This is a genomic window from Campylobacter peloridis LMG 23910 (genome assembly GCF_000816785.1).
Classification (GTDB): Bacteria; Campylobacterota; Campylobacteria; order Campylobacterales; family Campylobacteraceae; genus Campylobacter_D; species Campylobacter_D peloridis.
The window spans coordinates 124,437-149,398 of sequence record NZ_CP007766.1 but is presented as its reverse complement, the minus strand read 5'-3'; the positions used below and the strand labels follow the sequence as shown (position 1 = coordinate 149,398).

The following is a 24,962-nucleotide window of genomic DNA, read 5'->3' as shown; positions in this document are numbered from 1 at the left end:
TTCCAAAAAATTAAAATATTTTTTTCAAAATAAATATAAATTTTTTTATCACCCTTCCGATATGGTTTTTAACGACAGCATGACGGTGTCGAATATATTTAAAAGGATTTAAAATGGGATTTCGTATTAACACAAATGTAGCATCTTTAAATGCTCAAGTAAACGCTGGTTTAAATTCAAGAAACCTTGATAGCTCTTTAGCAAGACTTAGTTCAGGTTTAAGAATAAATTCAGCAGCAGACGATGCTTCTGGCTTAGCAATTGCTGATTCTTTAAAAACTCAAGCTAATTCTTTAGGTCAAGCTATTAACAATGCAAACGATGCAAATAGCATGCTTCAAATAGCTGATAAAGCTATGGATGAGCAATTGAAAATACTAGATACCATTAAGGTTAAAGCTACTCAAGCAGCTCAAGATGGACAAACTGCAAAAACTAGAGCGATGATTCAAGGTGAGATTAATAAACTTATGGAAGAACTTGATAACATCGCAAATACTACTTCTTATAATGGTAAGCAACTTTTAAGTGGTTCTTTTTCTAACCAAAAATTTCAAATTGGAGATAAAGCAAATCAAACAGTTAATGCTACTATAGGTGCAACAAACTCAGCAAAAATTGGACAAACACGCTTTGAAACAGGTACAAGAATCACGGGTTCTAGCGGTGATGCAAGTATTACCATTAAAAATTATGATGGCGTGAATGATTATAAAATTCAAGGTGTTATAATTTCTACAAGTGCTGGAACAGGACTTGGTGCTTTAGCTGCAGAGATTAATAAATCTTCTGATATTACAGGAGTTAGAGCTACAGCTCATGTTCAAACTATATCATCTGGAGCTATAACAGCTAGTGGAACTACAAGTGATAATTTTTCAATCAATGGTGTTATCATTGGTAAAGTAAATTACAAAGCAAATGATAAAGAAGGAGCATTAGTTTCAGCTATCAATGCTAAAAAAGATACCACAGGTGTTGAAGCTTCTATAGTAAATGGTCAATTAGTTCTTAATTCAGCCGATGGCAGAGGTATAGAACTTGGCGGAACTTTAGGTAGTGGTTTAACTGGAAAAGTAGCTTCTATGAATTATGGAAGATTATCTTTAGTAAAAAATGATGGTAGTGATATTATTATTTCTGGTACTAACGCTTCTAAGTTAGGTGTAGGAAGCAGCGCAACTACAGCTGAAGCAACTGTTAATTTAGAATCAGTCAAAGGACAAATTTCAGCTGATATAGCTTCTGCTATGGGCTTTAATGCTATGACAACCGCTGCCTTAGCTGGAAGCAAGCAAACAGCTGGTGTTACTACCTTACAAGGTGCTATGGCTGTTATGGATATAGCTGATACTGCTATAGCAAATCTTGACACCATCAGAGCAAATATCGGTGCTACACAAAATCAAATCACATCAACAATCAACAACATTAGCGTAACTCAAGTTAATGTTAAAGCTGCTGAATCTCAAATTAGAGATGTTGACTTTGCAAGCGAAAGTGCAAACTACTCTAAAGCTAATATCTTAGCTCAAAGTGGATCTTATGCTATGGCTCAAGCAAATGCAGCTTCTCAAAATGTATTAAGATTACTTCAGTAGTTTACTTACGAATTCCTAAGCTCACTTTTTTAGTGAGCTTTCTTCAATTTATAAGCAAAAAATTTAATTTTTTTTTATACACTTTCATTAAGCTAACCCTTAAGGAAATAAATGAAAAAAAACTTAATAATAGTAGAATCACCAGCAAAAGCAAAAACAATAGCAAATTTTTTAGGCAAAGATTATGAAGTAATGGCATCTAAAGGACATATTAGAGATTTGCCAAAAAGTAGTTTTGGTATAAAAATAGAAAATGATGAATTTATACCAGAATATAGAATTAGCAAAGATCACAGCGCTTTAGTGAAAGAACTAAAAGAAAAAGCAAAAAACGCAAAGCAAATTTATCTAGCAACCGATGAAGATCGTGAAGGTGAAGCCATAGCTTATCATATAGCAAAAGCCATAAATAAAGATGAAAATTCATTACCTAGAATAGTTTTTCACGAAATTACAAAATCAGCTATAGAAAATGCTTTAAATAATCCAAGAAAACTTGATATAAATAGCGTAAATGCTCAACAAACTAGACGCTTATTAGATCGCATTGTAGGATATAAATTAAGCCCACTTTTAGGTCAAAAAATCCAACGCGGTCTTAGCGCAGGTCGTGTTCAAAGCGCGGCATTAAAAATAATAGTAGATAGAGAAAAAGAGATAAAAGCTTTTGTGCCTTTAGAATATTTTAGTATAGATTTAACTTTTAATAAAGATTTAGAAGCTGAATTAGTAGAATTTGATAAACAAAAAATAGAAAAATTGAGCATAACAAACAAAGATAGAGCAAAGCTTATATATGATAATTGTAAAGATAGTAAATTTTTTGTTATAGATATAGAAAGCAAAGAAAGAAAAATAGCTCCACCACCACCTTTTATGACTTCTACTTTACAACAAAGTGCTAGTAGTAATTTAGGATTTAATCCTAAAAAAACTATGATGATAGCTCAAAAATTATACGAAGGTGTAAATACAAATAAAGGCGTAATGGGTGTTATTACTTATATGAGAACTGATAGCTTAAATTTAGCAAAAGAAGCCGTAGAAAGTGCAAGAGCTTTTATAAATAAAAATTATGGAAAAGAATATATACCACAAAAAGCAAATGTTTATACCACAAAAAGCAAAGGTGCTCAAGAAGCACACGAAGCCATAAGAGTAAGTGATGTAAGCTTTACTCCACAAATTGCTGCTAAATTTTTAGATAAAGATGAGCTAAAGCTTTATACTTTGATATATAATCGTTTTTTAGCGTGTCAAATGAATCCTGCTATATCACAAATTCAAAATATTTATATTAGCAATGAAAAAGCTGTATTTAAATTAAGCGGTAGAAAAATAAAATTTGATGGTTATTATAAAGTTTATGGAGATATGGATAAAGATAAAATTTTGCCAAATTTAAATATAAATGATGAGTTAAAAATTCAAAATTTAGAGTTAAATTCTCATTTTACTGAGCCACCATCAAGATATTCTGAAGCTTCTTTAATAAAAAAACTTGAAAGTTTAGGTATAGGAAGACCTTCAACTTATGCACCTACTATTTCTATACTTACAAGTAGAGATTATGTAAAAATAGATAAAAAACAATTAATACCTACTGATATAGCTTTTGTGGTAAGTGATGTTTTAGAAAAAAATTTTTATGATATAGTAGATAGTGAATTTACTTCAAAATTAGAAAATACTTTAGATGATATAGCTTTAAACAAAGCTAATTGGCAAGAGATCTTAGCTAAATTTTATTATCCTTTTATAAGAAAAATAGATGAAGGAAAGGCAAATATAAAAAGTCAAAAAACTATTACTAAGATAGATGAAAAATGCCCTGATTGTGGTGGTGAGCTTGCTATAAGAAAAGGAAGATATGGAGAATTTATAGCGTGTTTGAATTTTCCAAAATGTAAATATTCAAGAAATTTAAAACAAGAAAATAAAAATGAAGAAAAAACTCAAATTAAACAAATAAATTCAATAGGTTTAATTTGTCCAGAATGTAAAAAAGGTGAAGTAGTAGAAAGATTTTCTAAAAGAGGAAAATTCTATGGATGTAGTGCTTATCCAAAATGTAATTTTGTAAGCAAATATAAACCAAGTAAAGAAAAATGTGAAGAGTGTGGAGAAAATTTAATAATAAAAGAATTAAAAAAAGGCACATTTTTAGAGTGCTTAAAATGTAAGATCAAAAAGGAAATTTAATGGAGATAATGCTTTGTGCTATTTGTAATATAGCAAGTGGTGGATGTAGTGAAGATTGTAAATACTGCACACAAAGTGCTCATGTAAAAACAAATATAGCAAAATACAAAAACAAAAAAATAGAAGATATAGTAAATGAAGCAAAAATAGCTAAAAAAAATCATGCTTTAGGTTTTTGTTTAGTAAGTGCTGGTTTTGGTTTAGATGATGAAAAATTAGAATATGTTTGCAAAGCAAGTTATGCTATACAAAAAGAAGTAGGCGATTTGTTATTAATAGCTTGTAATGGCAATGCTAGCGTTGAACAATTAAAAGAGCTTAAAAAGGCTGGAATTTTTTCTTATAATCATAATCTTGAAACTTCAAAAGAGTATTTTGATAAAATTTGCTCTACTCATACTTGGGAAGATAGATTTAATACAAATTTAAATGCAAAAGAAGCAGGCTTAATGCTTTGTTGTGGTGGAATTTATGGTCTTGGTGAAAGTTATGAAGATAGAATAAGTCTTAGAAAAAGTTTGCAAGAATTAAAGCCTTTTTCTTCTCCTATAAATTTTTTTATACCAAATGAGAATTTAAATTTAAAACAACCTTTATTAAGTGCTGATGAAGCATTGCAAATCATAAAAGATAGTGCAAAAGATTTACCAGAAACTTTTATAATGGTAGCAGGTGGTAGAGAAGTTGTGCTTAAACAAAGACAATATGAAATTTTTGATGCAGGAGCTAAAGCTATAGTGGTGGGTGATTATTTAACCACAAAAGGCGAAAAGCCAAGCAATGATATAGAAAAATTAAAGCAAATGGGATTTACTTTTGCTAGCTCATGCCATTGATAATCAAGCTATAATTGATTTAAAAATTTTGCTTGTTGTAGCAAGCTGTTTGCTTGCTTCGCCTTATATAGCAAAATTTTTAAAACTTCCTCTTTCGGCCACAGAAATCATGCTTGGATCTTTTATAGGATTTTTAGGATTTATCGGAGAGAGTGAAAATTTCAAACTTCTAGCTAATGCTGGATTTTATTATTTAATGTTTATAGCGGGTATGGAGATTAATCTAAAAACATTTTTAAACACAGAAAAAAGTCTGCTCCAAAGAGCGATGATTTATATTGTGCTTTTATATGCTTTTAGTGTTTTAGCAGTAGAAATAGTTGATATTTCTTATGTTTTTGCTATTATTATACCAGTTATGAGTGTGGGCTTACTTTCTACTCTTTATAGGGATTTTGGAAAAAATTGTGAGTGGCTTAATATATCTATGATAGTTGCTACCTTAGCAGAAGTTGTTAGCATAGTATTGCTCACTATCACTGCGGCTTTTTTAGGTCAAGGTGCAGATATTTTTTCACTAACACAAAATTTATTTTATTTAGTTAGTTTTTTAGCTCTTTGTATTTTTGGATTTAAATTTTTAGAAGTGCTTTTTTGGTGGTATCCGCAACTTAAAACCATACTAATGCCTTGGCAAGATCAAAATGAAAAAGATATAAGATTTTGTATGGCTATTTTTATAGCTATAGTGGCGATTATGATTTATTTTAAACTTGAAGTTGCGCTTGGTGCTTTTATAGCAGGTTCATTTATAGCTACATTTTTTGATCATAAAAAGGATTTAGAGCATAAACTTTCTAGCTTTGGTTATGGCTTTTTAATTCCTATATTTTTTATCTATATAGGCTCAAGCTTTAAACTTAAAATGCTTTTAGATCCTGAAGTTTTAATCATAGCATTTTCATTAACTACTTTCATGATAGTGCTAAGAATTTTTTCTGCTTTAGTATTTTTAAATCATTTAGGCGGTATAAAAAATACCTTTTTATTTGGCTTAAGCCATTCTATGCCTTTAACCTTACTCATTGCTATTGCAACGCTTTCTTATCAAACTAATATCATCTCACAAAACATATACTCAGGTTTAGTTCTTACTGCATTAGCAGAAGCAATTTTGGCCATTAGTTTGATTAAATTCATTAATAATCTTGGCAAAAAACAATCCTGCTAAGTATTTGTTTTCTCTTGATATAATTTTTCTATGAAAAATTTAGATTTATTTTTAGAACTAGCATTAAAAGCAAGCAAAGAAGCCTCTAAGGTATTGCTTTCATATAAAGATAAAAATACTTTGTGGCTTAAGGATGATGATTCTTTAGTGGGTTTAGCTGATTTAAAATCAAATGAGGCCATTAGTGAAATTTTAGCATCAAGTGATATAGCTATATGTTCAGAAGAAAACATACTCTCTTATGAAAAAAGAAAAAATTTAGAGTATTTTTGGCTTATTGATCCACTAGATGGAACTAAATCTTATGCAAAAAAAGATAAAGAATATTGTGTTTTAATAGCATTAATTCATAAAAACACACCTATACTTTCACTCATTAATGATGTAGAAAATAATACAACTTATTATGCTCATACTTATACAAAAGTTTATAAAAATGATAAAATTTTAAATATTGATTTAAAAGAATACGAAAAGGTAAAAAATATAGCATTATATTCCAAAAATCACGACAATAACGAAAATTTCTTCTTAGAAAATCATCTTGAAGGAATCAAAGTTTCTTCTGCTTTAAAATTTGTATATTTATTAGAAGCAAAAGCTGGAATTTATCCTCGTTTTGGTGGTCCTAAAGCTTGGGATATAGCTGCAGGAGATTTTTTAGTCAAACAAAATGGTGGAATTTTATATGATTTTAACCAAAACTCTTTAGATTACAATACTATGGATTTTAAACTTCCAAGCTTTATAGCCTTTGCTAAAACCGAATTTAAACTAAAAGGTTTTTAATGAGAGTATTTTTAGTATTTTTATGTTTTTTAAGTGCTATTTATGCTAGTTCTTTTGCAAATAAAAAAATTATTAAAATGCAAAATAACGATGATTTTCATATTATTAATCTTAACCAAAACATAAACTACAACAAGCTTTCTGAAATTTATACTCTTGCTTTGATTCCAAGTTATGAAAAAGAATATAATTTTTATTTTTCTAATCTAAAAATAAACGCAAAAACAATGGCTAAAGACACTTTAAAAGAACTAAGCTCTATCATTAATAAACAAAATAATTTCACCTTGCTTAGTCAAAAAGAAAATCAAAGCTATATCAATAGTCAAAATATCTTACAAGCTGATAAAAATTTCATTAATGCAGAAGAATTTTTAGAATTTAATCATTTTAAAAAAGCAAATTTCATTATTTTACTAGACTTAAAAAACATACAAGCAAATCAACAAAATTTTTTGTTTTTTTCTAATTTTGATGTTAAAGCTCATATAGAGTATAAAATTTATAATGCCAAAACTAGTAAGTTAAAAGATCATAAAATTCTTAATATTTCAAGTTCATTTAGTGCTAAAGATAAATATAAATCTTATCAAGAACTCATAAAAGATATAGCAAATATTTTATATGATGATATAAAAAATACTATATAATCACCACTTCTTCTTCTAAATTTAACCCAAATTCTTCAAATACTCTTTTTTTGGCAAGTTCTATCAAAAATAAAGCATCTTCAAAACTCGCATTTTTTTTATTGATTAAAAAATTTGCATGGATATTGCTAAACATTGCATCGTTTTTGCTAAAACCTTTTAAACCAACAGCTTGGATAAGCCTTCCTGCATGATCATTTTTAGGATTTTTAAAAACCGAGCCAAAGCTAGCACCTTTGGGTTGATTTTTTCTTGCATTATCAAAAATTGCAACTTTTGCTAAATCAAAACCATATTCTAAAAAAAATCTCGCGCTAAACATCGTTTCTTTGATAGGATTAAACCTATAAGCAAAGGCTATTTCTTGTTTTAAAATTTCTTTATTATAAGTTTGAATGCTAATTAAATTTTTACTAATATCCTCATCTTTTAAGCCCGCATTCATTTTTAAAATTCCGCCCAAAGTCCCAGGTATGCTTTTTAAAAATTCAAAACCTTTGAGATTATTTTCTTTGCTAAATTGATAAATTTTAAAAGATTTACACATTGAGCCTATTTCTAAAAACATACCTTTTTCATTTTGATCTAAAATATGGATATAATCAAATTTTTTTCCTAAAATCCCAAGTTTTTTGGCCTTGGGTGAGATTAAAAGATTATTGGCTCCACCTATTAAAAAACCATCAAATTCGCAAAATTCTTCAAGCACTTCTACTTCAAATTTTCCTCCTATACGCACAGAAGAATACTTGGAAAAATCAATAATCATCGTATAAAACTTGGGATTTGATTAAGTATATTAGTGGTAAAATCTATCATAGAACTTACCATCCAAGGCATCAAAAATACTATAACCACAACAACGAGTAAAATTTTTGGCACAAAAGAAAGTGTAGCTTCGTTAATCTGTGTTACAGCTTGAAAAATACTTATGATAAGCCCTGCAATAAGCCCTGCTAAAAGCATAGGCAAAGAAAGCATAAGCGTGATTTTAAAAGTTTGAACACCTAAAGCTACTAAAGTACTCTCCATCTTTTCTCCTTAAAATTAAAATTCTATCAAGAATTTCTAAATTCTTCATACTCACTTGGTATAAGATAATCCTTGCTTTTGATTAATTTTTCATAAAAACCATGATTAAAACCTAGTTCAAAAAGCTTATCAATGCCTTTGTATTGTTGATCATTCATTTGTATAGAATTTTCATTAGCATATAAATTTAGATATTTGTCTAATTTTTGTTCATCAACGCGTATTAAATTTCTTTCCATTAGCATAGGGGCTAGAATTTTTTTATTATAATGGGCTAATTTTACAGCTTTTATTAAATCCTTTTCTATAGCTATAGCATCATTTAAAGGCAAAGATCTTCTAAGTGCCATGCCACCTAAAGGCAAAGGCAAATCTTCTTTTGCTAATTCTTGCCATATATCCCAAAGTTCAGCTTCAACGCATAAATTTTTATCAAATTCTAAAATGCTTTCATGGATTAAAACTCCCGCATCAACTTCATCATCTAAAACTGCCTTTTCAATTTCTAAAAAATTTTTATAAATTATCCTAGCTTGTGGGTATTTTATACGAAAAATCAAAGCATTGCTAGTATGTGCGCCACTTAAAGCCACTTTAAAATTTGATTTTAATTTTTTATCCTTTTTTTTGATTAATTTTGGCCCATAACCTTGCCCAAAACTAACAGCGGTTTTTAACAAAGCATATTCACTTGCTATTAAAGGGTAAAGTGCAAAAGAAATAGCACTTACATCGTATTCGTTTTTTAGGGCTAATTCATTTAATGTTTGTATATCTAAGGCTGAGTTTTTGTATTTATAAGAATTTCCAACCCAGCCAAATTTCACAGCCATATACATAAAAATATCATCAGCATCAGGAGAATGTGCTATGGTAATATTTTTCATTATTATCCTTAATTTTTAAAAAGTATTTTATCAAAATTAAAAATAAAACTTATATTAAATTTCTTTTTGATACAATTTTAAACATATTAAAAAAGGAAAACAATCATGGATGATAATAAAAAAAAATCATTAGATGCAGCATTGAAAAGTCTTGATAAAACCTTTGGTAAAGGGACTATTTTAAGACTTGGTGATAAAGAAGTTGAAAAAATTGATTCTATTCCTACGGGTTCAGTAGGACTTGATTTAGCTTTAGGAATTGGTGGGGTTCCAAAAGGAAGGATTATAGAAATTTATGGGCCTGAAAGCTCTGGTAAAACTACACTTACTTTACACATCATAGCAGAATGCCAAAAAGCAGGCGGGGTTTGTGCTTTTATAGATGCAGAACATGCTCTTGATGTAAGATATGCAAAAAATTTAGGCGTAGATACTGAAAATTTATATATTTCTCAACCTGATTTTGGTGAACAAGCTTTAGAGATAGTAGAAACTATAGCAAGAAGTGGGGCTATTGATTTAATCGTAGTAGATAGCGTTGCTGCTTTAACTCCAAAAGCAGAAATTGAAGGAGATATGGGCGATCAGCATGTAGGACTTCAAGCAAGATTAATGAGTCAAGCTTTAAGAAAACTAACTGGTATTGTGCATAAAATGAATACCACGGTTATTTTCATTAATCAAATTCGTATGAAAATAGGCATGATGGGTTATGGTACTCCTGAAACAACTACTGGTGGAAATGCTTTGAAATTTTATGCTTCAGTGCGTTTAGATGTAAGAAAAACCGCAACATTAAAACAAAATGATGAGCCTATTGGTAACCGCGTTAAAGTAAAAGTTGCTAAAAATAAAGTCGCACCACCTTTTAAACAAGCTGAATTTGATGTAATGTTTGGAGAAGGACTTAGTCGTGAAGGTGAGTTGATAGATTATGGAGTAAAGCTTGATATTATCGATAAAAGTGGTGCTTGGTTTTCTTATAAAGCTTCTAAACTTGGTCAAGGTAGAGAAAATGCTAAAGCATTTTTAAAAGAAAATCCTAATATAGCAAATGAAATCACTCAAGCTATACAAAATTCCATTGGTATTGATAATGTTATTTTAGGTGCAAAAGAAGATGAAGAGGGGGAAGAATAATGCTAATTATAGAGGATTTAAGAGCTTTTGAGGTATTAGATAGCAGAGGTAATCCTACCATAAAAGCTGAAATTATGCTAAGTGATGGTAGTGTGGGTAGTGCTATCGTTCCAAGTGGAGCAAGCACAGGAAAAAAAGAAGCTTTAGAATTAAGAGATAATGATGAAAGATTTGGGGGCAAAGGGGTTTTAAAAGCTATTGAAAATATTAATGGCACTATAGCTGAAAATATTATAGGCCTTGATGCTTTTAATCAAACTCAGCTAGATAACACTCTTTTAGAACTTGATGGAACAAAAAATTATTCTAACTTAGGAGCTAATGCGACCTTAGGAATTTCTATGGCAGTAGCACGCGCTGGGGCTAATGCACTTGGTGTGCCTTTGTATCGTTATTTAGGCGGGGCAAATGCTAGTGTATTGCCTGTGCCAATGTGTAATATAATAAATGGCGGAGCACATGCAAACAATAGCGTGGATTTTCAAGAATTTATGATAATGCCTTTTGGTTTTACTTCTTTTAAAGAAGGCTTAAGAGCAGTTTGTGAAATTTATGCGGTATTAAAAAAAGAACTTGCTAGCTTAGGACATTCTACTGCTTTAGGCGATGAAGGTGGTTTTGCACCCAATTTAGCAAATAACACAGAACCACTTGATCTTTTAATGACTTGTATTAAAAAAGCAGGTTATGAAAATAAAATCAAACTAGCACTAGATGTAGCAAGTAGCGAGCTTTATAAAGATGGAAAATATCATTTAGAAGGCAAAGTTTTTTCAAGTGAAGATTTAATCGCGCGTTATGAAGAATTATGTGCTAAATATCCTATTTTTAGCATAGAAGATGGTTTAGCTGAAGATGATTATGAAGGCTGGATTAAACTCACACAAAAACTTGGCAATAAAATTCAACTTGTGGGCGATGATTTGTTTGTTACAAATGAAGATATTTTAAGAGAAGGTATTATGAAAAAAATGGCAAATGCTGTTTTAATTAAGCCAAATCAAATTGGAACCATCACTCAAACTATGAGAACGGTTAGATTAGCTCAAAGAAATAATTATAAATGTATTATGAGTCATAGAAGTGGTGAAAGCGAAGATGCTTTTATAGCTGATTTTGCAGTAGCGCTAAATACAGGACAAATCAAAACTGGAGCTCTAGCAAGAGGTGAACGCACTGCTAAATATAATCGTTTGTTAGAAATTGAACTTGATAATGATGAGTATTTAGGAGAAAAACTCTGAGCGATTTATTAAAAGAATACGATGAGCATGCTAAAAAAAAGGAAGCTCATCGTCATTTTATAAAAACCATTGCATTATCTTTTTTAGCTATTATAGTTGCGATGTATTTTGGTAATATGTTTTTTGGAAAATCATCTTTAGATGTTTTATTAAGCTTAAAACAAGAACAAAAAAATTTAGAAAAAAGCATTGATACCTTAAAAGCAAAAAATGCACAAGCTCAAAAAGAATACTTGCAACTTTTAAGACTTAAAGGAGTTAATACATATGAAAATTAGTTTTTATATGCTTTTATTTTTATCTATGTTTGTTTATGCTAAAGACAATCCTTTTGACAATAACACTGATAAAACAAATACAGAATTTGTCAATACAAGTCCTTTTCAAAGACAGGATTTTAACTTTAATTCTCAAGCAAGAATTTTAAAAAATATCACAATTACTTATATTAACCTTGATGGAACTGAAGAACAAATCTCCATGGATATCAACAAAAATATCAATTGGCATGATACTTATTCTTTTATCAAAACAAAAACACCAAATGCCACTCCTATACTTGATGTTTCAGTTACCGTTCCTCAAGAAAAAAATACCAAAACAGAAGAAAACAACACTACAATAAATATAGAAACACCTCTTTATACAGGAAGTATTTATAATTTCTTATCCCTTAGTTTTTATAATAATAAAATTAACATCAAAACAGAAGATAAAATGCTAAGAAATTTATCGATTGGAGATCCTACAAAAATCATTATAGATTTTGCAAAAAAACAAAATTTCAATACAAAAACCTTACAAGTAAATACAGCACATGTTAAAAAAGTCGTTTTTGGTTCACATAAGGGGTATTATCGTTTAGTGATATATCTTGATGGAAAATATGACTATCAATACTCAAAAAATGAAAATTTACATACTTTTAATTTTCGCTAAAGAGTGCTAAGCTCTTAAGCGAATCTATGCTCATAGATAATCATTTGAAATCTTTGTGCTATCATTCTTGCTCTTTCTATGATAATACCTCTTGGTTCTTCTTCAAAAACTTGTTGCAAACTTTCATCAAACAACTCAAGCCATATATCAAAAAATTCTCTTGGAAAAGGAGGTAATTCATGGTGTGCTCTTAATGGAGAGCCGCTATAACTTGGATCTGCTAAAAACATTCCTGCCCAAAAACTAGCAATTTTTTCTTTATGCTTTTGCCAGCTTTCATCATCATAACCAATCTTATCATTAAAAATAGGTCCTAAATCTTTATGCACTCTAATTTTTGCATAAAAAATATCCATAAGTTTTTTAATACCTTCGTGATTAATAGTTTCAAATTTCATATTTAATCCTTATTTGATTTGTTTTATTTTAATCAAAATTTGAATTAAAAATATAAACAAAAGTCAATTTTTAGTATAATCTAAAAAAATAAAAAGAAAAACTATGGATTATATTATTTTACCTCCTAATCAATTTTTAGATGATTATATTTTAAATACACAATTTCATCATTTAGCAGGCATTTCTAAAAATGCTTATAAATTTTGGAAAAATGTTAAAGCCGCAAGATATCAAGGCACAAGAGTTATTTTTTTACATAAAAAAAATATCTTAGCAAAGCATCAACATCTTATAAAAGAGTGTGAAAATCTAAGTGGCTATGTTTTAGCAAGTGCTTTTTGCTCTTTTACCACCTTAGCACCCTCACACTTAGTAGAAAAAAATAATTCTCAAATTTACAAAATTTTAAAAATTAAAGAAGTATGCGGGGTAAAATTTGTAAATTTAAAAGCATTTTATGATTTTTTAAATCTTGATTATAATTACAACATTTACATCGAAAAATGCCATTTTTTTAGCCCTACTCCTTTAGAAAAACGCATTAAAATTACTGATACCATGTGCGTGGGATATTATTAATCCATTTCATAAGTATCATCATCGCTGTAATCATCATCATATTCATAATCATCCTCATCATAATTATATGATCTTTGATTATTAGCATGATATTCATCCTCATCATATACTTCATCATCATAATTTTCAAATTCTTCATCATCATAAGCCATTGCAAATCCTTTAATATTTTTTAGTAGTATTTTATTATAAAAACATACAATTTGGTATAATTTTTTAAACTTATTTCAAGGAAAACTATGAATTTAACACATCTAGATGAAAACAACCACCCTAAAATGGTAGATGTAAGCCAAAAAGATATTACTCAAAGAATAGCTTGTGCAAGTGGCAAAATTTATATGAGCAAAGATGCATATAATGCTATTATTGAAAATACAGCAAAAAAAGGACCTGTTTTGCAAACTGCAATTGTTGCAGCTATTATGGGTGCTAAACAAACTTCAAACCTCATTCCAATGTGCCATCCTTTAATGATTTCAAAAATCCAAACTCATATAGAAGAAAATGAAAAAGAGTGTTCATTTAAACTTTTTGTAACTATTAAATGTGAAGGTAAAACTGGAGTTGAAATGGAAAGCTTAACTGGGGTTAGTATTGGGCTTTTAACTATTTATGATATGGTAAAAGCTATTGATAAAAGTATGCAAATTACAGATATTGTTTTAGAAAGTAAAGAAGGAGGAAAAAGTGGTAAATATATGCGATCTTAAAAAAGAACCTATTATTAATTATCCTACTTTTTGGGATTATAAAGTAGTAGTTGAAGCTAATGTAGATATCTTAGAGATTTTTAATGAAATTTTTAATGAAAGAGAATTTAAGTACCAAGCCTCACATACAAGCAAAGAAGGTAAATATAAAAGCTATCTTTTAAGTGTTTATGTAGATAGTAAAAGTGATCGTTTAAACATTTTTAATCAATTAAAAAGCAAAACAAAATTCGTTTTATAAAGGAAAAAAATGAAAAATTTAGCTATTATTTTTGAAAATTCTATCTTAGCAGCTAGCGATGATGAAATTGCTAATTTAATTAGTGATTTATCTTTCAATCTAAGCTATAAAAAAATATCACAAGAACATATTAGCAACGAAGCTTTATTTGCATGTTTTATCCAAGTTTTAGAAAAATTACATCTTGCAAATGAAGAAAATATCTCTAAAATTATACAAGGTATCGTTAAAGCAAGAGTAGAAGAAGATAAAAAAATATTTTTTTCCTACATTAATGAGTTAGGTAGATTAAAAACAAAAATAGAAGAGCAAAAAAATACTATCAAGCATAAAATTTGTGAAAATTTTTATGATTTAGAAACTACTTTAAATAAATTAAAATTAAACCATTTTAGCATAAGTATTAATGATGCTATGCTTTATGATATAGAAATTTTAGGTCTTTTAAAAGAAACAGCAGAAAGTGCTTTTATCACAACCTTAGAAAAAGGTGAAAATATAGAACTAACAGCATGTGAAATATCTAAAAATTTAACTTTTAATGCTATATGCGAAGGTAGTTTTGAAAAAGAAAGAATACTAAAAATTTCTCAAGCTATACTTAATGTGGCTTTTGAACTAGCTAATGAATCCAAAGCTTATGCGTATGATTTATGCATTGGTAGTATATATGGAACACAAGAGGGAATTTCTTTAGCCATTGATAAATTTAAATCTAGCATTACATATTGTATTTTAGAGCAAGATTTAAAACAAAAAGAAAAAGAGCTTATAGATATAGAGCAAGATTTCATACAAATGCTAAAAAAATGTTCTTTAAAGATAAACAATCCTGTTAAAGATATACTCAATGATTTATTAGAAAACAAATTTGATACCTTGTTTGCTAAATTTAGACGACTTGTTCAAGAAAATAGAGAGCAAATTATTTTAAAAATCAATGAGTTAAAGCAAAATCCAAAAATAGACGATTTTAGTAAATTAGCGCAAAATAAACTCAATATCCTAGCCAAAGAGCTTAATGAACTTGAAAAACTAGCTAGTCAAAAATATAAAAATTTAGACAAAAACAATGCTAAAGAATTAGGCATAAGGCTTTGGGAAAAAGCTAAAAAATTAATTAAAAAATAATTTCAATTAAGATATAATTAATTTTTAATTTTTATTAAAAATTTTATTAAAATAAAAGGAGTAAATTTGTTTTCAAATTTAAAAATAGGAACAAAAATAGTCGCAGTTGTTCTTGCTGTAATTGTTTTAGGTATAGGAGTGTTATCTACAATTATTGCGATACAATCCTCAAATACTTTACATAAAGAAGCCGATAAACTACTTCAAGCTAGTGCTTTTAGGTATTCAAATATTGTAAGAGGATCAACAGAAAGCGTCCACGCTACACTTTTAGGTGCAGAAAGTGCCATTGATCAAATCATTGCCGAGCAAAATACCTTAGATGAAGCAAGAATTCAAGATGTTATCGAAGGTGCATTAGATGCAAATTCTTGGATTAATTACATGTATGTTCATATTGTAGATATATCTAAATTTGATCATATTAACCCTATGCTTTTAACAGAAACAAACAGATTTTTAATGCTTTTAAATGATACGGATTTAAAAACAAAAGGTGGGGTAAAATTAGTTCAAGCAGATGATAGAGTTTTAAATCAAAGAAGTGTTAAAGCTGCTTTAGAAAACAAAGAAGAAGGAGTTGGAAGACCTCAAAAATTTGTTATTAATAATGAAGAAATATTAGCCTACAATATTGCCATTCCAATTACTAGAAATGGAAAACTTGTAGGAGTTATAGGAGCCTTAGCTGGATTAGAAAGTTTACAAGCTGAACTTACTGATCCTGAAAGAAGTGTTTTTAAAGATGATCAAAGGTTATTACTTGGTGCAGATGGGTTGATTGCTGTGAGTCCTGCAACGGAATTTATAGGAAAAAACATTACCGATATTAACCCACATTCAAGCGCAAAATTATTAGTAGAATTACAAAAAAATCAAACTAATACTTTGTTTGATTTTATACCAGCAACAACTGGTAATAGCAATAGGGCGGCTTTAGTTAATTTCAATCTATGGGATGGTTCTAATGATTATTGGTCTATTGTTACCATGGCGCCAGTTGGTTCTATACAAATGCCTATACAAAAATTAATATTTTCAATTGTAATTGGTTCTTTAATTGTTCTTTTAGTCATTGCTTTAATAGTATTTATTTATATTAATAAAGCAGTTAGTTTAAGAATTGTTAATCTACAAAACAATCTTTTACAATTTTTTAAATTTATTAATCATGAAGCTAAAGATACAATTCTTAGTAAAGATGTAAAAAACAATGATGAACTAAACATTATGGCTAAAGCCATTAATGAAAACATCACTAAAACTAAAAATGCATTAGAACAAGATACTAAAGCAGTAGAACAATCAGTAGAAACTGCTAAAGAAATAGAAAGTGGTAATCTAACAGCAAGAATTACAGCAATTCCTGCTAATCCTCAATTAATAGAATTAAAGAATGTATTAAATGAAATGCTTAATGTATTAGAAGCAAAAGTTGGTTCTAATATGAATGAAATTAATAGAGTATTTGATAGCTATAAAGCATTAGACTTTACTACAGAAGTTAAAAATGCTAAAGGTGGAGTAGAAGTTACTACTAATGTCTTAGGTCAAGAAATAGTAGGTATGTTAAGACAATCTTCTGAATTTGCTAATCTTTTAGCTACAGAAAGTGCTAAATTACAAAGTGCTGTTAAAAACCTAACAGATTCTTCAGCTTCTCAAGCTTCTTCTTTAGAAGAAACAGCAGCTGCATTAGAAGAGATTACTTCTTCTATGCAAAATGTTTCTCATAAAACTAGTGAAGTAATAGCTCAAAGTGAAGAGATTAAAAATGTTACTTCTATTATTGGAGATATTGCTGATCAAATTAATTTACTTGCATTAAATGCTGCTATTGAAGCAGCACGTGCTGGTGAGCATGGTAGAGGCTTTGCTGTTGTTGCAGATGAAGTTAGAAACTTAGCAGAAAGAACTCAAAAATCATTAGGTGAGATTGAAGCTAATACTAATATCTTAGTACAATCTATTAATGAAATGGGTGAGAGTATAAAAGAACAAACTACAGGTATTACTCAAATAAATGATTCAGTAGCACAAATTGATCATGTAACTCAAGAGAATTTAAAAATAGCTAATGATAGTGCAGTAATATCTGATAATGTTAATAAAATTGCTAATGATATCTTAGAGGATGCTAAGAAGAAGAAATTTTAGTTAATTAAACTAGCAAGTTAAAACTTGCTAGTTATTCTTATACTTTTATATCATACCTTTTTTATCTCTTTTTATTTATTTTTTATTATATTTTATTTATATATATTGGTTTTTGTATTTAATATGCTATTATAAAATTAATATTTTTTAATTACAAATTAATCAGGAGAACATTGTGAAACAATTCATGCAAAGTGTAACCAATAAATTGACTTTATTTGTTGGATTGGCTATCGTAGGTATTTTATTTGTTGCAAATGCTTTTAATTATATAGAAATTAAGCATGATACCCAAAGACTTATCAATGATATACAAGTTAAAACAATACAAGATGTATTGAAAACATTTGAAGATTATAGTGCTTCAAGAAGTGATGCTGTAAAAGCAGTTGCAGCAGAATTAAGAAAAAATCCTAATGCTAGCTTAGAAGAAATTTATACGATAGTTAGAACAGCAAAAGAAGCGAGTCGATTTGATGTTTTATATGTTGGATTAGCTCACAATGGTGCTATGATTCGTTCTAATGGTAGACATCAAACTCCAGCAGATGGTTATGATCCAAGAACTAGAGCATGGTATACAAATGTTGCAAATGGAAATGATAAAGTCTATACATCAAAACCTTATATGGCGCCAAGCTTAAAAGCACCTTCTCTTTCTTTTTCTTATCCTATTGTTGTTAATGGAAAATTTATAGGTGCAGCAGGTGGAAATTATGATTTACAAACATTTTCTGATAATGTTCTTTCTATGGGAACATCAGCTAGTGGGTTTGTATCTGTTATAGATGATGATGGAACTATATTATTTCACGAATTGCAAGAAAGATTGCTTAAAAAAACAACTTTATCTGAAAATATCATAAAAGCTTATTTAAGCACTCCAGAAGGAAAAACAGGAGCTTTATCAGAAGAAAATTTAATTGTTCTTGATGAAAATGGAGCTAGAAAAGCCGTAATTTGTCAAAAAAATTCTTTAGGATATAATGTTTGTGCAATTGCGGATGAAAAAATTTACACAGAACCAGTAAATAATGCTTTACTTAAACAATTACTTATAGGGAGTATTAGTTTAATTGTTGCTTTGATTATCATTAGATTAGTTATTAGATACAATATATCTCCACTCCAAGCAATCCAATCAGGCCTAAATTCTTTCTTTGATTTTATCAATCATAAAACAAAAGATTCTGCTTTAATCAATGTAAAAACTAATGATGAATTTGGAGCTATGGCTAAAGCCATTAATGAAAACATCACTAAAACTAAAAATGCATTAGAACAAGATACTAAAGCAGTAGAACAATCAGTAGAAACTGCTAAAGAAATAGAAAGTGGTAATCTAACAGCAAGAATTACAGCAATTCCTGCTAATCCTCAATTAATAGAATTAAAGAATGTATTAAATGAAATGCTTAATGTATTAGAAGCAAAAGTTGGTTCTAATATGAATGAAATTAATAGAGTATTTGATAGCTATAAAGCATTAGACTTTACTACAGAAGTTAAAAATGCTAAAGGTGGAGTAGAAGTTACTACTAATGTCTTAGGTCAAGAAATAGTAGGTATGTTAAGACAATCTTCTGAATTTGCTAATCTTTTAGCTACAGAAAGTGCTAAATTACAAAGTGCTGTTAAAAACCTAACAGATTCTTCAGCTTCTCAAGCTTCTTCTTTAGAAGAAACAGCAGCTGCATTAGAAGAGATTACTTCTTCTATGCAAAATGTTTCTCATAAAACTAGTGAAGTAATAGCTCAAAGTGAAGAGATTAAAAATGTTACTTCTATTATTGGAGATATTGCTGATCAAATTAATTTACTTGCATTAAATGCTGCTATTGAAGCAGCACGTGCTGGTGAGCATGGTAGAGGCTTTGCTGTTGTTGCAGATGAAGTTAGAAACTTAGCAGAAAGAACTCAAAAATCATTAGGTGAGATTGAAGCTAATACTAATATCTTAGTACAATCTATTAATGAAATGGGTGAGAGTATAAAAGAACAAACTACAGGTATTACTCAAATAAATGATTCAGTAGCACAAATTGATCATGTAACTCAAGAGAATTTAAAAATAGCTAATGATAGTGCAGTAATATCTGATAATGTTAATAAAATTGCTAATGATATCTTAGAGGATGCTAAGAAGAAGAAATTTTAGTTAATTAAAGTTAAGTCTATAAAGACTTAACTTTGGTTTATAAACTCAACTACTTTTTATTAATAATTAATATCAATAAAAAAATAACAATAAAAATAAATATCATTTTCTATAAAAAACATTTTTTTATATTATTTTATTAAAAAAATAAAAAAATTTATAAAATTTTATGCGACTTTTATAAAAAATTGTTATATAATACTCCTAAGTTTATAAATAAAACTTAAATAAAACCCACAAGGAGTACATCATGGGAACAAGAAAAGAACACGACTTTATTGGCGAGTTAGAAATTTCTGATGAAGTTTATTATGGGGTGCAAACTTTTAGAGCACTTGAAAACTTCCATATGAGTGGCAGAAGATTACAAGATTATCCTTATTTTGTAAAAGCTTTTGCTCAAGTTAAAAAAGCAGCTGCTCTTGCTAACAAAGAAGTTGGGGTTCTTGATGCAGATAAAGCTGATGCTATTGCTAAAGCTTGCGATAGATTGATAGCGGGTGAATTTTTAGATCAATTTGTAGTAGATATGATCCAAGGTGGAGCAGGAACTAGTACAAATATGAACACAAATGAGGTAATTACAAATATCGCACTTGAAAGCATGGGACATAAAAAAGGCGAATATCAATATCTTCATCCAAACGATCACACAAACTTAGGTCAATCTACAAACGATACCTATCCAAGTTCAATTAAAGTAGCAACTTATGCAAAACTTAGCGATCTTTTAAAAGCAATGGAACTTCTAAAAACAGAATTAGAAGCAAAAGCTAAAGAATATAAAGATATTATCAAAATGGGTAGAACAGAGCTTGAAGATGCTGTGCCTACAACTTTAGGAAATACCTTTAATGCTTTTGCTAGTTATATTAAAAGTGATATTGCTAAAATCACTGCAGCTAGAGAATCAATGACTTTTCTAAATCTTGGTGCTACAGCTATTGGAACTGGGATTAATTGCCACCCTGATTATAAATTTGTGGTTGAGAAAAAACTAAAAGAAATCACTGGAGTTGAATTTAAACCAGCTGAAGATTTCATTGCAGCTACTCAAGATACAGCTGATTTTGTCCATGTAAGTGGTGCTTTAAAAACTGCAGCTGTTAGACTTTCTAAAATAGCAAATGATTTAAGATTAATGAATTCAGGCCCAAGATGTGGTTTAGGTGAAATTAATCTACCAAAAATGCAACCAGGTAGTTCTATCATGCCAGGTAAAGTAAATCCAGTAATTTGCGAAGCAGTAGGTGAAGCTTGCTATGAAGTTATAGGTAATGATGTTACTATTATGCTTTGCTCTGAAAGAGGTGAATTTGAGCTTAATGCTTTTGAACCAGGTATTGCATATGGATTATTTAATTCTATAGTATTACTTGAAAATGCGATGAAATCACTAGCTGAAAAAGCTGTAAGAGGTTTAACAGCAAATCCTGAAGCATGCAAGCAATCTGTATTAAATTCAATAGGTATTGTTACAGCATTTAATCCTATTTTAGGTTATGAAAAATCAGCAAGTATCGCTAAAGAAGCTTTAGAAACCGGTAAAGCAGTTGGCGATATTTGTCTTGAAAGAGGATATCTTCCAAAAGAAGAAATAGAGAAAATTTTAACACCAGAAAACATGTTAAATCCTCACATGACTGAAAAAAGAAAAGCATAATTTAGGAGTTTAATCATGGATATTATGATTATTTTACAACTTGTTGTCTTCCTTGGGGCAATTTTTATAGGTATCCGTCTTGGCGGTATAGCAATAGGCTATGCAGGCGGTTTGGGTGTAGTTATCTTAGGTCTTGTTTTAGGTATGAAACCAGGTAATATTCCTTGGGATGTTATCTTAATCATTGCTGCAGCTATTGCAGCAATTTCTGCTATGCAACAAGCTGGCGGTTTGGATTATATGGTAAAAGTTACAGAAAGAATTTTACGCAAACATCCAAGATTTATTAATTACCTTGCACCAGCTTGCGGTTGGTTGCTTACTATTTTAGCAGGAACAGGTAATGCGGTGTTTTCATTAATGCCTGTTGTTATTGATGTTGCAAAATCACAAAATATTAAACCATCAGCACCACTTTCTTTAATGGTTGTTGCTTCACAAATTGGTATTACAGCATCTCCTGTTAGTGCTGCTGTTGTTTATATGACAGGTGTTTTAGAGCCACTTGGTTGGAGTTATCCTGCTTTAATTGGAATTTGGATTGTAACTACTTTTGCTGCTTGTATGATTACAGCTTTTATTGTAAGTTTAATTACCCCTATGGATTTAAGCAAAGATCCAGTTTATCAAGAACGCTTAAAAGCTGGTCTTGTAAAAAGTGCTTCTGATGTTTTACAAAGTGAAGACAAACCAGGTGCTAAATTATCAGTTGGTATTTTTCTAATTACCGTTTTAGCAGTTGTTCTTTATGCTACAGCTATTTCAAATAATATCAAATGGATTGATCCAGTAGTTATCCCAAGAGATGCTGCGATTATGAGCTTTTTATTAACCGCTGCAACTTTAATCACATTCTTATGCAAAGTTGAACCTGCAAAAATTTTAGATACAAGTGTGTTTAAATCAGGTATGACAGCTTGTGTATGTGTATTTGGTGTTGCTTGGCTTGGAAATACTTTCGTTGCAGGACATGAAGCAGGTATTAAAGAAGTAGCAGGAGAATGGGTTAAGCAAACTCCAGCTATGCTTGCAGTTGCTTTCTTCTTTGCTAGTATGCTTTTATATTCTCAAGCAGCTACTGCAAAAGCTATTGTTCCAGTTATTGTTGCTGCATTAGGAATTTCAGCTACAAATCCAGCTGATTCTTATATGCTAGTTGCTTGTTTTGCAGCTGTTTCAGCACTATTTGTTCTTCCAACTTACCCTACTTTACTAGGTGCAGTTCAAATGGATGATACAGGCACAACAAGAATTGGAAAATTTATTTTCAACCATGCATTCTTTATTCCAGGAGTATTAGCTATAGCTATTGCTGTTGCTCTAGGATTCTTAGCTGTAGGAATGCTTTAATCTTTAACTTTCCACTAAAAAGTGGAAAGTTTTTCTCATTAATCACTTTTTAGTAAAATGCTTTTAAGATAAAGAACATACAATGGCAAAATTAACATTAGATAGAAAAAATATTAGAATTTTATTTATAGGCTATATACTTATAGCACTATTTGGAACTTTTATCCTTATGTTGCCCATTATGCACACTAAGCCCATATCTTTTTTAGATGCATTTTTCACTAGTGCTTCGGCTGTAAGTATGACAGGGCTTATTGTATTAAATACTTCTTTAGATTTTAGTTTTTATGGACAACTTATCATACTACTTTTAATTCAAATTGGTGGCTTAGGTTATATGAGTATAGCTATGGCTTTATATATTCTTGTGCGTAAAAAAATGAGTTTTGGAGAAAAAAATCTTTTAAGAGAATCTTTGATTTATCCAGGAGCAGATGGACTTGTAGGATTTTTAAAAAAGGTTTTATTTTTCGTTTTTGCTATAGAATTTATAGGAGCTGTTTTATTATTTTTAAGATTTAAGCTAGATATGAATTTAAGCGAGGCTCTATGGGCTAGCATATTTCACTCTATCTCTGCTTTTAATAATGCAGGTTTTAGTGTATTTGAAAGTGGATTAATGCCTTATAGAGATGATTTTTGGATTAATTTTATCATTACTTCTTTAATCATCATTGGTGGTTTGGGTTATTTTGTGTTATTAGAATTATACTTTTTTTCTAAAAAGCGTTTTGCAACTTTAAGTTTGCATACAAAACTTGTTTTAATTTCTACTATAATTTTAATTATCTTTGCAAGTTTGGTTGTATTTTTATTTGAGTATCATAACCCAAAAAGCATAGGGGAATTTTCGCTTTTTGATAAAATCATGAGTGCTTATTTTACAGCGGTAAATTACCGAACAGCAGGTTTTAATACTCTTGATCTTAGCACTTTTAAAGACGCTAGTTTATTTTTTGGTTCTTTGTTTATGATTATAGGTGGAGCACCAGGTGGAACTGCAGGGGGCATTAAGGTTACAACCATTGCTGTATTATTAATTTATGCATACTGGAGTATTAAGGATAGCAATCCAAGAGTATTTCATTATGAAATTCCAAATGAAACCATAAATAAAGCTTTTATCGTTGCGGTAAGTTCTATTGTGTATATTATTACTTGTGTTTTGATTTTATCTTTAATTGAAACAGATAAAAGTTTTTTGCCATTGTTATTTGAAACAAGTTCAGCATTTGCCACCGTTGGCGTTTCAGTAGGAGATGGAGGAACTTTATCTTTAAGTGCAAATTTTACCTCAGAAAGTAAAGCTTTGATTATTTTACTTATGCTTAGTGGTAGAGTTGGAGTTCTTGCATTTTTATTTAGTATATTTTTTAAAGAAAAAGAAAAATACTTAAATTACCCAAAAGGAAAAATTGTATTATGAAAAAAGAAACATATGGAATTATAGGACTTGGAAGATTTGGCTCAGTACTAGCTAAAGAGTTAATCGATCAAGGAAAAAGAGTTATTGTTTCAGATATTGATGAAGAAGCTGTAAAAGAATTGCAAGATAGTGCTGATTTTGCATATATTTTAGATTCTACACATACTATAGCTTTAAAAGAAGCAGGCTATGCAAATGCTGATGTTGTTATACTTAGTATAGGTGAAAATTTAGAATCAAGCATACTTACTTTCATGGCTTTAAAAGAAATTGGAGTAAAAAATGTCATTGCCAAAGCAAATTCTTCAACTCATGGACAGATTCTTTCAAAACTTGGGGTAAATAAAGTAATTTATCCAGAAAAAGAATCCGCCAAGCGTTTAGCTAAAATTTTAATTACTAATCCAAATTTTGAAATTATTGATCTTTCGGCAAACACAATCAAAGTTGCTAAACTTTTAGTAGATGAAAGTTTAGCGGGAAAAAGCCTACAAACAATAGCAAAAAACCTCAAAGTCATTGCTCATAAACAACATGATACTTGGAGCATAATGCCAAATTTAGATGCTAGTGCTTATGTTAATGATATTATCATGCTACTTGGAACTCAAGATGAACTAAATCAATACGAGTATTAATAAGCTTTTTGCTTAT

Annotated in this window: 25 protein-coding genes and 1 pseudogene; 21 read left to right on the top strand and 5 right to left on the bottom strand. The window is 29.5% G+C overall.

The features are described from left to right. Nucleotides 1-113: 113 nt before the first annotated feature. The 6 genes from CPEL_RS00825 to CPEL_RS00800 all read left to right on the top strand — a co-directional run bounded on the left by CPEL_RS00825 (nucleotide 114) and on the right by CPEL_RS00800 (nucleotide 7,249). A complete protein-coding gene (locus CPEL_RS00825) occupies nucleotides 114-1,601 on the top strand; it encodes a flagellin (RefSeq protein WP_044598193.1) in 1,488 nt (495 codons plus the stop codon). A 111-nt stretch (nucleotides 1,602-1,712) separates the two neighbouring features. Further along, nucleotides 1,713-3,803: a type I DNA topoisomerase gene (gene topA / locus CPEL_RS00820; RefSeq protein ID WP_044598192.1), complete on the top strand. Its 2,091-nt coding sequence runs from the start codon at nucleotides 1,713-1,715 to the stop codon at nucleotides 3,801-3,803. Next, entirely contained in the window at nucleotides 3,803-4,639 is an 837-nt protein-coding gene (locus CPEL_RS00815; RefSeq protein WP_044598191.1) for a biotin synthase, read from the top strand. The genes topA and CPEL_RS00815 overlap by 1 nt, the downstream gene beginning before the upstream one ends. Continuing rightward, nucleotides 4,620-5,810 carry a sodium/hydrogen exchanger family protein gene (locus CPEL_RS00810; RefSeq protein WP_049984550.1) on the top strand — a complete coding sequence of 397 codons (1,191 nt, stop codon included), beginning with the start codon at nucleotides 4,620-4,622 and terminating at the stop codon, nucleotides 5,808-5,810. Before CPEL_RS00815 ends, CPEL_RS00810 begins: the two co-directional genes overlap by 20 nt. Nucleotides 5,811-5,840: 30 nt before the next feature. Then, the gene (locus tag CPEL_RS00805; protein WP_044598190.1) at nucleotides 5,841-6,599 is read left to right on the top strand and encodes a 3'(2'),5'-bisphosphate nucleotidase CysQ family protein; all 759 of its coding nucleotides are present in this window, start codon (nucleotides 5,841-5,843) and stop codon (nucleotides 6,597-6,599) included. Further along, entirely contained in the window at nucleotides 6,599-7,249 is a 651-nt protein-coding gene (locus tag CPEL_RS00800) for a hypothetical protein (RefSeq protein WP_044598189.1), read from the top strand. The genes CPEL_RS00805 and CPEL_RS00800 overlap by 1 nt, the downstream gene beginning before the upstream one ends. On the opposite strand, the gene CPEL_RS00795 is transcribed toward CPEL_RS00800, so the two are convergent. From CPEL_RS00795 to CPEL_RS00785, 3 genes are read right to left on the bottom strand one after another with little or no spacing between them, the layout of a single operon-like run. Next, nucleotides 7,242-8,018, bottom strand: coding sequence for a UDP-N-acetylmuramate dehydrogenase (locus CPEL_RS00795; protein ID WP_044598188.1), 777 nt, complete (start codon nucleotides 8,016-8,018; stop codon nucleotides 7,242-7,244). The genes CPEL_RS00800 and CPEL_RS00795 overlap by 8 nt on opposite strands. Beyond that, nucleotides 8,015-8,281, bottom strand: coding sequence for a flagellar biosynthesis protein FliQ (gene fliQ, locus CPEL_RS00790; RefSeq protein ID WP_044598187.1), 267 nt, complete (start codon nucleotides 8,279-8,281; stop codon nucleotides 8,015-8,017). Before fliQ ends, CPEL_RS00795 begins: the two co-directional genes overlap by 4 nt. Before the next feature lie 26 nt (nucleotides 8,282-8,307). Then, complete coding sequence (locus CPEL_RS00785) at nucleotides 8,308-9,168, bottom strand: menaquinone biosynthesis family protein (RefSeq protein ID WP_044598186.1); 861 nt, start codon at nucleotides 9,166-9,168, stop codon at nucleotides 8,308-8,310. 105 nt (nucleotides 9,169-9,273) lie between these two features. Between CPEL_RS00785 and recA the strand changes: the two genes are divergently transcribed. The 4 genes from recA (at nucleotide 9,274) to CPEL_RS00765 (ending at nucleotide 12,491) form a co-directional block, all read left to right on the top strand. Continuing rightward, the gene (recA, locus tag CPEL_RS00780) at nucleotides 9,274-10,308 is read left to right on the top strand and encodes a recombinase RecA (RefSeq protein WP_044598185.1); all 1,035 of its coding nucleotides are present in this window, start codon (nucleotides 9,274-9,276) and stop codon (nucleotides 10,306-10,308) included. Continuing rightward, on the top strand, nucleotides 10,308-11,552 hold the full coding sequence (gene eno / locus CPEL_RS00775; RefSeq protein WP_044598184.1) for a phosphopyruvate hydratase: 1,245 nt from the start codon (nucleotides 10,308-10,310) through the stop codon (nucleotides 11,550-11,552). Before recA ends, eno begins: the two co-directional genes overlap by 1 nt. Before the next feature lie 101 nt (nucleotides 11,553-11,653). After that, on the top strand, nucleotides 11,654-11,830 hold the full coding sequence (locus tag CPEL_RS09490) for a hypothetical protein (protein WP_232088172.1): 177 nt from the start codon (nucleotides 11,654-11,656) through the stop codon (nucleotides 11,828-11,830). Further along, a complete protein-coding gene (locus CPEL_RS00765; RefSeq protein WP_044598182.1) occupies nucleotides 11,820-12,491 on the top strand; it encodes an AMIN domain-containing protein in 672 nt (223 codons plus the stop codon). The genes CPEL_RS09490 and CPEL_RS00765 overlap by 11 nt, the downstream gene beginning before the upstream one ends. A gap of 14 nt (nucleotides 12,492-12,505) precedes the next feature. Here the strand turns inward: CPEL_RS00765 and CPEL_RS00760 are convergent, their stop codons facing one another. After that, complete coding sequence (locus tag CPEL_RS00760; protein WP_044598181.1) at nucleotides 12,506-12,889, bottom strand: group III truncated hemoglobin; 384 nt, start codon at nucleotides 12,887-12,889, stop codon at nucleotides 12,506-12,508. Nucleotides 12,890-12,992: 103 nt separating this feature from the next. On the opposite strand from CPEL_RS00760, the gene cheQ reads away from it, so the two are divergent. Beyond that, on the top strand, nucleotides 12,993-13,469 hold the full coding sequence (gene cheQ, locus CPEL_RS00755; protein WP_044598180.1) for a cheVAW transcriptional regulator CheQ: 477 nt from the start codon (nucleotides 12,993-12,995) through the stop codon (nucleotides 13,467-13,469). Here cheQ and CPEL_RS00750 read toward each other — a convergent pair. Next, a complete protein-coding gene (locus CPEL_RS00750) occupies nucleotides 13,466-13,621 on the bottom strand; it encodes a highly acidic protein (protein WP_044598179.1) in 156 nt (51 codons plus the stop codon). The genes cheQ and CPEL_RS00750 overlap by 4 nt on opposite strands. An 87-nt stretch (nucleotides 13,622-13,708) precedes the next feature. On the opposite strand from CPEL_RS00750, the gene moaC reads away from it, so the two are divergent. The 10 genes and pseudogenes from moaC to CPEL_RS00705 all read left to right on the top strand — a co-directional run bounded on the left by moaC (nucleotide 13,709) and on the right by CPEL_RS00705 (nucleotide 24,946). Beyond that, a complete protein-coding gene (gene moaC, locus CPEL_RS00745) occupies nucleotides 13,709-14,182 on the top strand; it encodes a cyclic pyranopterin monophosphate synthase MoaC (RefSeq protein WP_044598178.1) in 474 nt (157 codons plus the stop codon). After that, entirely contained in the window at nucleotides 14,160-14,423 is a 264-nt protein-coding gene (locus tag CPEL_RS00740) for an HP0495 family protein (RefSeq protein WP_044598177.1), read from the top strand. The genes moaC and CPEL_RS00740 overlap by 23 nt, the downstream gene beginning before the upstream one ends. Nucleotides 14,424-14,432: 9 nt before the next feature. Then, nucleotides 14,433-15,554, top strand: coding sequence for a hypothetical protein (locus CPEL_RS00735; RefSeq protein WP_044598176.1), 1,122 nt, complete (start codon nucleotides 14,433-14,435; stop codon nucleotides 15,552-15,554). 384 nt (nucleotides 15,555-15,938) lie between these two features. Next, on the top strand, nucleotides 15,939-17,711 hold the full coding sequence (locus CPEL_RS09665) for a methyl-accepting chemotaxis protein (protein WP_414437350.1): 1,773 nt from the start codon (nucleotides 15,939-15,941) through the stop codon (nucleotides 17,709-17,711). A gap of 187 nt (nucleotides 17,712-17,898) precedes the next feature. Further along, nucleotides 17,899-18,531, top strand: a pseudogene (locus tag CPEL_RS09725) (cache domain-containing protein); the annotation flags it as partial. A gap of 411 nt (nucleotides 18,532-18,942) precedes the next feature. Then, nucleotides 18,943-19,869 (top strand): methyl-accepting chemotaxis protein, encoded by a 927-nt coding sequence (locus CPEL_RS09720; RefSeq protein WP_417903560.1) that lies wholly within the window; start codon nucleotides 18,943-18,945, stop codon nucleotides 19,867-19,869. Between the two features lie 250 nt (nucleotides 19,870-20,119). Next, nucleotides 20,120-21,532 carry an aspartate ammonia-lyase gene (locus CPEL_RS00720; RefSeq protein WP_044598174.1) on the top strand — a complete coding sequence of 471 codons (1,413 nt, stop codon included), beginning with the start codon at nucleotides 20,120-20,122 and terminating at the stop codon, nucleotides 21,530-21,532. Nucleotides 21,533-21,547: 15 nt separating this feature from the next. Further along, nucleotides 21,548-22,882, top strand: coding sequence for an anaerobic C4-dicarboxylate transporter (locus CPEL_RS00715; protein ID WP_044598173.1), 1,335 nt, complete (start codon nucleotides 21,548-21,550; stop codon nucleotides 22,880-22,882). A gap of 82 nt (nucleotides 22,883-22,964) precedes the next feature. Beyond that, a complete protein-coding gene (locus CPEL_RS00710) occupies nucleotides 22,965-24,308 on the top strand; it encodes a TrkH family potassium uptake protein (protein WP_044598172.1) in 1,344 nt (447 codons plus the stop codon). Continuing rightward, complete coding sequence (locus CPEL_RS00705; protein WP_044598171.1) at nucleotides 24,305-24,946, top strand: potassium channel family protein; 642 nt, start codon at nucleotides 24,305-24,307, stop codon at nucleotides 24,944-24,946. Before CPEL_RS00710 ends, CPEL_RS00705 begins: the two co-directional genes overlap by 4 nt. Nucleotides 24,947-24,962 lie beyond the last annotated feature (16 nt).